Here is an 8,449-nt window from a genome sequence, read left to right as displayed (position 1 = left end):
GGGCGAACCGCCGACACGGCGCGGCTTCCCGCCGTCGGTATTCACGGCCCTGCCGCAACTCATGGAACGCGCGGGCATGGGCGCACGCGGCTCGATCACCGCGTTCTACGCCGTGCTCGTGGAAGACGGTCAGGGAGATCCGATCGCGGAAGAAACGCGCGGCATCCTGGACGGCCACATCATCCTGTCCCGCGCGCTGGCCGCAGCCGGGCATTATCCCGCGATCGACATCCTGACCAGCCGTTCGCGCGTGATGAACCTCGTCGCCGATCCCGCCCATCAGGCTCTGGCCACGAAAATGCGCGCGCTCTGGGCCCGCTATCAGGAGGTGTCGTTCCTGCTGCAGGTCGGCGAATACAAGCCGGGCGGCGATCCGCTGGCCGACGAGGCCATCGCCCGTATCGAGGCCATCCGCACGTTCCTGAAGCAGGGGTCCGACGAACGCATCGGCTTTGCGGAGATGCAGGCATGCATGACGACCCTTCTGGCCTGAACGTCTCCGGGCCGAGCATCGTCATGGCCGATCAACTCGTGCGTCTGCGCACGCTGCGGGCCGATCAGGCGCGGCAGGCCGCCCTTGTCGCGACCCGCCGCGCATCAGCCACACGACACGCCGTATCCGAGGCCACCGGGGCCCTGCACGCCCATCGCACCCGCTGGCACGAGGAAGAAACCCGCCACGCCGAGCGGATGCGCGCGGGCGCCATGAGCAGCCTGGCCCTGCGTGATGCGCGGGCGCGGCTCGATCGGCTGGCGGACGAGGCCGTGGCCCTGCAGCAGGCGCTGGATCAGGCAAACACGACAATGCGGCAGGCCGACGCCGACGCCGCGCAGGCGCGCCGCACGGCCCTGCAGGCCGATCGCAGCCGGGATCAGGCCGGCCGCCTCCGCGCAGATGCGCAGGCAGCTCGGGACGGGCTCGAGATCGCGGCCGAGGAAGCGGAACTCGAGGAACTCGTGCAGATGCGTCACCGCCCGCGCGACGGCCTGTCGGAATGTCCATGACGTCCGCCACAGCGATCCGCCCCTATCGCGCCCGGCCACTGGATTACGACCCGGCGGTAACGCCCCTGTTCGGCCGCGCCGCGATCGAGGTGCCACTCGACATCGATCGTCTGCGAATCCGCTTCACCCCGCCGGTGCGGCCGGAGCCGGACTGGCTGGCGCTGAGCTTTCGGATCGGCGATCACAACGGTTCGTGCCGCGTCGCGCATGGTGTCATGCGCATGCTGCTGCGCATGGCGGAACCGCGGCCCCGCGCGCCGCTCGATGCGCATGTCGCGATCCTGCTGCTGGAAATGCTGTTCGATACGCCGCTGACCCGGCTCGAAACCAGGCTTGGCGGCCCGTTCGCCCTGACCGGACTCGATATCGGCGCGTCTGACGAGGACGATCCGGACGCATGCCGGATCGGCTTTCGCGCGGCATTCGGCGCGGAGGAGACTTTCGATGGCCTGCTCACCGTGCCGCGCGGCCTTCTCGACATCCTGCGCATAGCGGCACCGCCGCTCGAGCGCCGGCTGCCCGATCCGCCCGTCATCCTGTCCCTCCGGATCGGGGCCCTGTCGATCGACCGCACCACACTTGCCAGCCTGACGCCGGGCCACGGCATTGTCATCGGAAGCGCGCGGCAGGCTGGCGCCGTGCTGGTCGCAGGCGAGGGTTTTGTTGCGCGCGCCGACTATGACGGTGCGCGTTTTGTCTGCAAAACGGCCCTAATGCCGGCCGCCCGGGCAGGCCTTGCGGAATGGACAGGCATGACGACCGACACCGAACACCCAGACCGGGCCGCTCCGAACGATGCGGCCATCCCGCCCGAAGCCGAACTGTCGGAACTGCGCGTTCCCCTCAGTTTCGAGATCGGACGGCGGGTGATGACGATTGCGGAACTGCGGCAGATCGGCGAAGGCCACGTGATCGACGTCGGGCCGCTGAGCGAGCATGCGGTCTCGGTCCTCGCCAACGGACAACGCATCGCGGAAGGCGAACTTGTCGAGGTCGGGCAATCCCTCGCCGTTCGTCTGACACGGATCGTGGGCAAATGATCGCATCGGCCAATCTGGTCACGGCGCTTGCGTTCACGCTCGCCTTCGCGGTCGCGACCCTGCTCGTGATTTCGACCACCGCCTTCGTCAAGATTTCCGTCGTCCTGTTTCTCCTGCGGACCGCACTGGGCATTCAGCAATCGCCGCCCAATGTCGTGCTCTATTCCATCGCCCTCATCCTGACCCTGTTCATCTCCGCACCCCTGGGTCGCGACGTCTACGAAGCGGTCGCCGATACCGGGCTGAAATACGAGACGGTCGGCGATTACGTCACCGCCTACGACCGTGCGCAGGCCCCCGTCGTGCAGCATCTGCTGCACTACACCCAGCCGCGGGAGCGCGCGTTTTTCGTGAACGCGGCCCAGCGCCTGTGGCCCGAGGACATGCGCGCAAGCATCACATCGGATTCGCTGCCGGTCCTGCTGCCCGCCTATCTGATGGGCGAACTGCGCCGCGCGTTCGAGATCGGCTTCCTGATCTATCTGCCGTTCGTCGTCATCGATCTGGTCGTCACCACGATCCTGATCGCCATGGGTCTGTCGCAGGTGCAGCCGAACACGATCGCGGTCCCGCTCAAGCTCCTGCTGTTCGTTCTGGCGGGCGGCTGGACCCGGCTGCTGCACGGACTGGTCATGAGCTATGCGTGATCACGGGGCATCGCACACGCCATGATGGACGATCCGACGCTGACGGAGCAGCTGTCCGACGCGCTGTTCCTGTTCGCGTCCATCGCGGGACCGCCGCTTGCGGTCGCCGTGATCGTGGGACTTGTGGTCGGCCTTCTCCAGGCCGTCACACAGCTGCAGGACCAGACCATGCCGCTGACGTTCAAGGTCGTGGCGGTCTGCGCGACCCTGCTGCTGATGGCAACGACCCTGTTCCCGCCATTGCTGACCTTCACCGAACGCCTGCTCGACGAGTTCCCGTCGATGACCCGCTACTGATCCCATGCCACCCCTGTCATCCGACGCGGCAGGCGCCGCCACAGCCCTGTTCCCGGCCCTGACCGCCCTTGCGATCGCGATGGGACGACCGATGGGGGTGGCCCTCGTGCTCCCGATCTTCACCCGCGCGCAGATCGGCGGCCCGATCCGCGGGGCCTTCGCATTCGTGCTTGCCCTTCCCGTGGCGCCGGCGATCTACCGGGGCATCGCCGACAGCGCCCCGGTCACGCCGATGCTCGCGATCCTGGGCGCGAAGGAACTCGTGATCGGCGTCATGATCGGGCTGCTGGCAGGCCTGCCGATCTGGGGCATCCAGAGTGTCGGCGAAGTGCTGGACACGCATCGCAGCGCCACACAGGGCCAGGTCTCGGAACCCGGCAGCGGCAATCAGGACTCCCTGACCGCGACCCTGCTCGCCATGACGGCGATCGCACTGTTCGTGACCGGCGGCGGCCTCGGGCTCATCGCGCAGACAATCGCCCAGTCCGAGGAAGTCTGGCCGCCCCTTTCCATGACGCTGCATCCGAAGGCGGGGTTCGGGACGGCACTTCTGGGGCTTCTCGACCGGATCGAGATCGTGTCGCTGACGGTCGCGGCCCCCGTGACGCTTGCGATGCTGCTGTGCGATGCCTGCGTCATCCTGCTGATGCGCGCGATCCCGAAGCTGCATCTGTACGACCTCGCGCCGACACTGCGGAACCTCGCCTTCACGCTGATGATGCTGGCCTACACGGCATGGCTGGTCGTCTATGCCCGTCGCGAGATGATCACCGACGGCCACCTGATGAACGGTCTGAAAGGGCTGCTCTCGCCATGAGCGCCAGCAGCCCATGAGCGCCAGTAGCGAGGAGAAGACTCTTCCCGCGTCGGCCAAGAAACTTCGCGATGAACGCCGCAAGGGTCACATCGCCAAGGCCCCGGACCTGCAGGCCGCCATCGTGACGATCACGCTGGTCGGATGGCTCGCAGCCGATGCCCGCCGGATTTCCCGTCAGCTTCAGGGTCTGGTGCAGACGGCATCGCAGGCCGTGTCGCTCGATTTTCCCGAGGCAGGCCGCCTGATGCTGGCAGCGGTGCGGGAGACGGTGCTGCGCTGCGCGCTCGTGCCGCTCCTGCTGGCCGTCATCGCCGCCGTTCTGGCCGGCATGATCACCAATCAGGGCTTCCTCTTCGCGATCGACCCGATCCTGCCCAAATTCGAGAAGATCAACCCGGTCGAAGGCTTCAAAAACCTTTTCAGGCCGAGGAATTTTGTCGAACTCGGCATTTCCCTGGTCAAGGCGATCCTGTTCGGCGCCATCCTGTCCGCGATCGCATGGGGCACGCTGAACGACCTGATCCGCGTGCCGGACCTCGCACCCGAAGGGCTGCCGCAGGTCGTGCGCGCGCTCCTGCTGCCCATGCTGGGTGGTGCCTGCGTCTGCTACGGGATCGCGGGCCTCGTGGACATGATGGTGCAGCGCGCCATGTTCCTGCGCGAAATGCGCATGACGCAGACGGAAGCGAAGAACGAGCGCAAGGAACTGCTCGGCAATCCGCAGATCAAGATGCAGCGCAACCGCCTCGCCGCGGAAAACCGCAAGAACACCGGCAAGCTCGGCCCCGCGCAGGCGACCCTGATGATCTGCGGCGACAATCTGACCGTCGGCATACGCTACAGCCCGCCGGGCACGCCGGTTCCGCGCATCATCTGCAAGGGAACCGGACCGAAGGCCGCAGACTACCGGGCATTTGCCCAGGGGCATGGCATACCGACCCGCTGGCAGCACGACCTCGCCCGCGATCTCGATCGCGCGTTCAAGCCGGGCATGACGATCACCGCCGCCTTCTTTCCCGCTGTCGCCAAGGCCATCCAGAACAAATGAAACCATTGCCGCGCATGGAGAAATCCGCATCCGGTCAGGATGTAGTCAGTCAGGCCCCATAAGCTCGCCACCATCTTGATCGGGCGACACGGATCGAGCGTGTCGGATCCGCCATCGAGCCGCAACTGTCCGGGAGAGTTACCGTGGTCCACAGCACTTCAGCATCGACGAGCCACAGCTCGAGCTTCGAACTGCCCGAATTGTCCAGCCCGCGCCCCAGCGAAAGCCTGGGCAACGAATTCGCGGCCCATTTCTCGTCCGCCGGGAACGGATCGAACACGACCGGATCCGGTGCCGGCCGGCTGTCCTCCCTTGCGGAAGAAAACGAGACGCCGAGCATCGCCACGCATATCGGGACCGTCACCCCGGCTGTCTCCAACACCGGCTCCAACATCGGCAGCAGCCCCGCCAGCATCGGCTCGGCCGCATCGCAGGCCGAAGAAACCGGAAGCACCTCAGGCGCGAAATCCTCGCTGAGCAGCGATATCAGCGGCATCTTCCATCGTAAGGACGGTGAAACGCTGGCGCAGTATGGCGATCGTTTCGACAAGTCGCTCAAGCCGTTGACCGTCCCCCTCGGCGCTCTCCAGCAACTGACGGGAATGGCGGGCGTGGGCATCACCGCCGCGAATTACGCGCTGGCGGAAAGCCACGATTCCACATCCGGGCAGTCGTCCTCGACCGATGCCCAGGGCGCGGACAACCAGCAGGGCGCGACCGCCACCGCCTGACCCGTCCTTATCTCGTGTGCGGTCTGTCCCCTGTGACGGGACAGACCGTCATAAGCCCGGAACCGGCATTGCCGACCCAAGGTCTAGCCATGGGAAGGCTGAACTGGCGCGAGGCCCGGCCGGGACATTTCACAACAGACGCCGTCGACCGGCGGCCACGTTGCAATGCCTCAAGGTTTTCGTCGTCGACCGCTTGGGACTTCTGTCCCTGTTCGAGCGGATCACGCGCACGTCTTGCGCCGTCATCCCGTCTCTCGGGCATGCACACCCCAGCCCGCCGGCCCTGTCCGAACAGGTAACAAACCCGGCCCGGACCTCCCCGCAGCTTCCGCTTTCAGCCCAGCCGCTGGAAACGGCAGGTAAAACCGTCCGAACGAACAGGCCGTCCGCACGCTTCTGCCAGTGCCGATGATCCCATCACCGTGAAACAGACGCATAATCCGGCAGATGCAGCGCGCCATGCACCCGCGACCGGGTGTCGTCGAACATGCCGGCCGTGCCGTTCCGCGCAATCTCGGCAAGGACACGGTCGCGCGCCGCGATATCCTCCTGCGTTCTGGGCAGGAAGAAAGTCCCGTTGCCATCAGTCGCCAGTGCCTGGTTCGCCTCGACAAAAGGCCGCGCGAGACGCTCGTAGGCCGCGAACGCATCGTCCGGATCGTCATGCGTCGCCAGCTCGCCCGCCAGCACATACGCGGCCACCAATGCCAGGCTGGTGCCCTGTCCTGACCGGAACGACGGCGCGAACGCCGCATCGCCCAACAGCGCCACGCGCCCCTTCGACCAGCACGGCATCCGGATCTGGCTGACGGAATCGAAATACAGATCGTCAGCCGCCGCCATCGCCTCAAGCAGGCGCGGAACTTCCCAGCCCATGCCGGCGAAGGCGGCGCGCGTACGCCGGATCTGCTCGCCCGCATCGCGACTGGCGGATACCGGCGCGTCGTCCGTCGCAGAAGCAAGGAAGCCGAAAACCCGCGGATGATCCTGAACCGCCCAGATCGCGGCCGTGCGTCCCCCCTCGGCGCGGACGATCCCGCCATGCGACAGGCCCATGTCATTTGGCAGGGAAAAGAGATTGAAGCAGAACCCGAGGGAGTGACTGAACGCCTCCTCCGGGCCGAAGACCAGACGGCGGGTCCGCGAATGCAGCCCGTCCGCGCCGATGACGATATCGTATCGTGCCCGCCGGCCACTGGCGAATTCGATATCGACGCCTTCACCGTCGTCATGCAGCGTGTCGATCGAATCATTGAAACGGTAGTCGACGCTGCCGTGGCGTGTCGCGTCATGGAGCAGCGTCGCCAGAGTGCCACGCGGCAGTTCGACATCGCGTTCGTTCTCGCTGCCGATCGCCTCGTAGATCGGCACGCTGCCGATGACCCGACCCGTTCGGTCCACGAAGACCATCGTGCGGGATGCGATATGGGCCGCGCGGATCGAGGGCAGCAGGCCCATGCGTTCGACCACGTCGATCGCGGTGCCGCGAACATCGATCGGATATCCGCCGGTCCGGATCGTCGATGCCCGCTCGACCACCATCACATCGAAGCCGTAACGATCCAGCCAGAAGGCGAGCGCCGGCCCCGCAATGCTGGCACCGGAAATCAGAACGGAGCGGCGACGTGCTGGAACCGTTGATGTGCTCATGATATTCACCGATGAATAAGATTCGCCGCGCATCTTATCCGGCGCACAACAAAAGGCAATAAGATTCATCATGCATCTTAACAGAGGATCATGAGCGTTCGGGGCCAGACGCGTCGACGCGGAGCGGCGCTGGAAGAGGCGATCCTGGACGCGACCTGGGCGGAACTGTCGGAACGCGGTTACGAGGGCCTGACGATGGAGAACGTCGCCCGGCGCGCGGAAACCAGCCGCCCGGTACTGCACCGCCGCTGGCCCGGCCGCACGGCGCTCGCAACGGCCGCACTCGCGCGGCAGTTCGCACGAGCGCACATCGTCATTCCGGATATGGGCAGTCTGCGCAAGGAGCTTTCCCACCTTCTCCGCTGCATGTCGGATCGCGCCGGATCCCGGGACCTGCAACTGTTCTTCGACATGCAGAAGGATCTCGCGGCCGAACGATCGAGCTTCGCCGACATACGGGCGCGCATCGTGGACGGCAGCCAGTTCCATGCCGTCATCGGCCGTGCCATCGAACGCGGCGAAATCGACCCGGCCCGTCTCACGCCCCGGATCACGTCACTCCCGCTGGATCTCGCCCGCCACGAGATGATGATGACATTCCAGCCCCTGTCTGACGACGCCATCCGCGAAATCGTCGACGACATCTTCCTGCCACTGGTGCGTCGCGGTGAGTTGCCTCCCCAGACGTGACGTGTCTTCATCCGCTGGTGGCGCACGCCTCCCTGGAGGACGACGCGTCTGCTCAGACCAGAGCAGAACTTCCCCTGTCGCCCGCAAACTGGACATTCATAGATATTCTTCAGTTACGGAAAAGATAAATGCAATTTGAATTACCAAATAAGTATTTATCATAATAGATACCTAAGATTGTTCATCAACGTTATCTGTTTTTCCCTTGACGACACCACCAAAATAGAAAGCCATTATAGTGGATACCAAAGTCACAAGGTAATTCGGAACAGCACTTGGAGATTTAAATAGTATCAATATAGCCAAAGAAGAAACAAGAATAATGGAAATAATTCCACTAATTATCCCGACCCAATCAATTTTATACTTTTTTCGAATGTTTTTTGTGGCAGCCTGTAGCTGCTGAATAAGCTGGCTTTCCGAATCAGCATACCCTTGATGCTGTTTAGTTAAGACAACCCATACGACCAATGGCTCGGCACTAGAGCCGTTCCACGTTAATCCGGTTCATATCCTGCTGCTTT

Annotated in this window: 9 protein-coding genes and 1 pseudogene; 9 read left to right on the top strand and 1 reads right to left on the bottom strand. The window is 64.5% G+C overall.

Annotated features, from left to right (window positions below; genetic code table 11):
• The 8 genes and pseudogenes from B8446_RS11700 to B8446_RS11665 all read left to right on the top strand — a co-directional run.
• Window positions 1-493 (top strand): annotated as a pseudogene (locus tag B8446_RS11700) (EscN/YscN/HrcN family type III secretion system ATPase); the annotation flags it as partial.
• Window positions 469-1,005: a YscO family type III secretion system apparatus protein gene (locus B8446_RS11695; RefSeq protein ID WP_048849825.1), complete on the top strand. Its 537-nt coding sequence runs from the start codon at window positions 469-471 to the stop codon at window positions 1,003-1,005. The pseudogene B8446_RS11700 and the gene B8446_RS11695, both read left to right, overlap by 25 nt.
• Window positions 1,002-2,045, top strand: a complete 1,044-nt coding sequence (locus B8446_RS11690; protein WP_048849823.1) for a FliM/FliN family flagellar motor switch protein — start codon at window positions 1,002-1,004, stop codon at window positions 2,043-2,045. Before B8446_RS11695 ends, B8446_RS11690 begins: the two co-directional genes overlap by 4 nt.
• Window positions 2,042-2,692 carry a type III secretion system export apparatus subunit SctR gene (gene sctR, locus B8446_RS11685; RefSeq protein WP_048849821.1) on the top strand — a complete coding sequence of 217 codons (651 nt, stop codon included), beginning with the start codon at window positions 2,042-2,044 and terminating at the stop codon, window positions 2,690-2,692. The genes B8446_RS11690 and sctR overlap by 4 nt, the downstream gene beginning before the upstream one ends.
• Before the next feature lie 21 nt (window positions 2,693-2,713).
• A complete protein-coding gene (locus B8446_RS11680) occupies window positions 2,714-2,989 on the top strand; it encodes an EscS/YscS/HrcS family type III secretion system export apparatus protein (protein ID WP_053053850.1) in 276 nt (91 codons plus the stop codon).
• A gap of 4 nt (window positions 2,990-2,993) precedes the next feature.
• Window positions 2,994-3,806, top strand: coding sequence for a type III secretion system export apparatus subunit SctT (sctT, locus tag B8446_RS11675; RefSeq protein WP_048849820.1), 813 nt, complete (start codon window positions 2,994-2,996; stop codon window positions 3,804-3,806).
• Window positions 3,807-3,819: 13 nt separating this feature from the next.
• Window positions 3,820-4,854, top strand: a complete 1,035-nt coding sequence (locus tag B8446_RS11670) for an EscU/YscU/HrcU family type III secretion system export apparatus switch protein (RefSeq protein WP_048849818.1) — start codon at window positions 3,820-3,822, stop codon at window positions 4,852-4,854.
• Between the two features lie 143 nt (window positions 4,855-4,997).
• Window positions 4,998-5,585, top strand: coding sequence for a hypothetical protein (locus B8446_RS11665; RefSeq protein WP_048849815.1), 588 nt, complete (start codon window positions 4,998-5,000; stop codon window positions 5,583-5,585).
• Window positions 5,586-6,002: 417 nt separating this feature from the next.
• On the opposite strand, the gene B8446_RS11660 is transcribed toward B8446_RS11665, so the two are convergent.
• The gene (locus B8446_RS11660; protein ID WP_048849830.1) at window positions 6,003-7,235 is read right to left on the bottom strand and encodes an FAD-dependent monooxygenase; all 1,233 of its coding nucleotides are present in this window, start codon (window positions 7,233-7,235) and stop codon (window positions 6,003-6,005) included.
• 90 nt (window positions 7,236-7,325) lie between these two features.
• On the opposite strand from B8446_RS11660, the gene B8446_RS11655 reads away from it, so the two are divergent.
• Window positions 7,326-7,925, top strand: coding sequence for a TetR/AcrR family transcriptional regulator (locus tag B8446_RS11655; RefSeq protein WP_048849813.1), 600 nt, complete (start codon window positions 7,326-7,328; stop codon window positions 7,923-7,925).
• Window positions 7,926-8,449 lie beyond the last annotated feature (524 nt).

The organism is Tanticharoenia sakaeratensis NBRC 103193 (assembly GCF_000963885.1).
Taxonomy (GTDB): domain Bacteria; phylum Pseudomonadota; class Alphaproteobacteria; order Acetobacterales; family Acetobacteraceae; genus Tanticharoenia; species Tanticharoenia sakaeratensis.
Note: the sequence above shows the minus strand (reverse complement) of the source record. Positions and strands in the feature narration are given on the sequence as shown.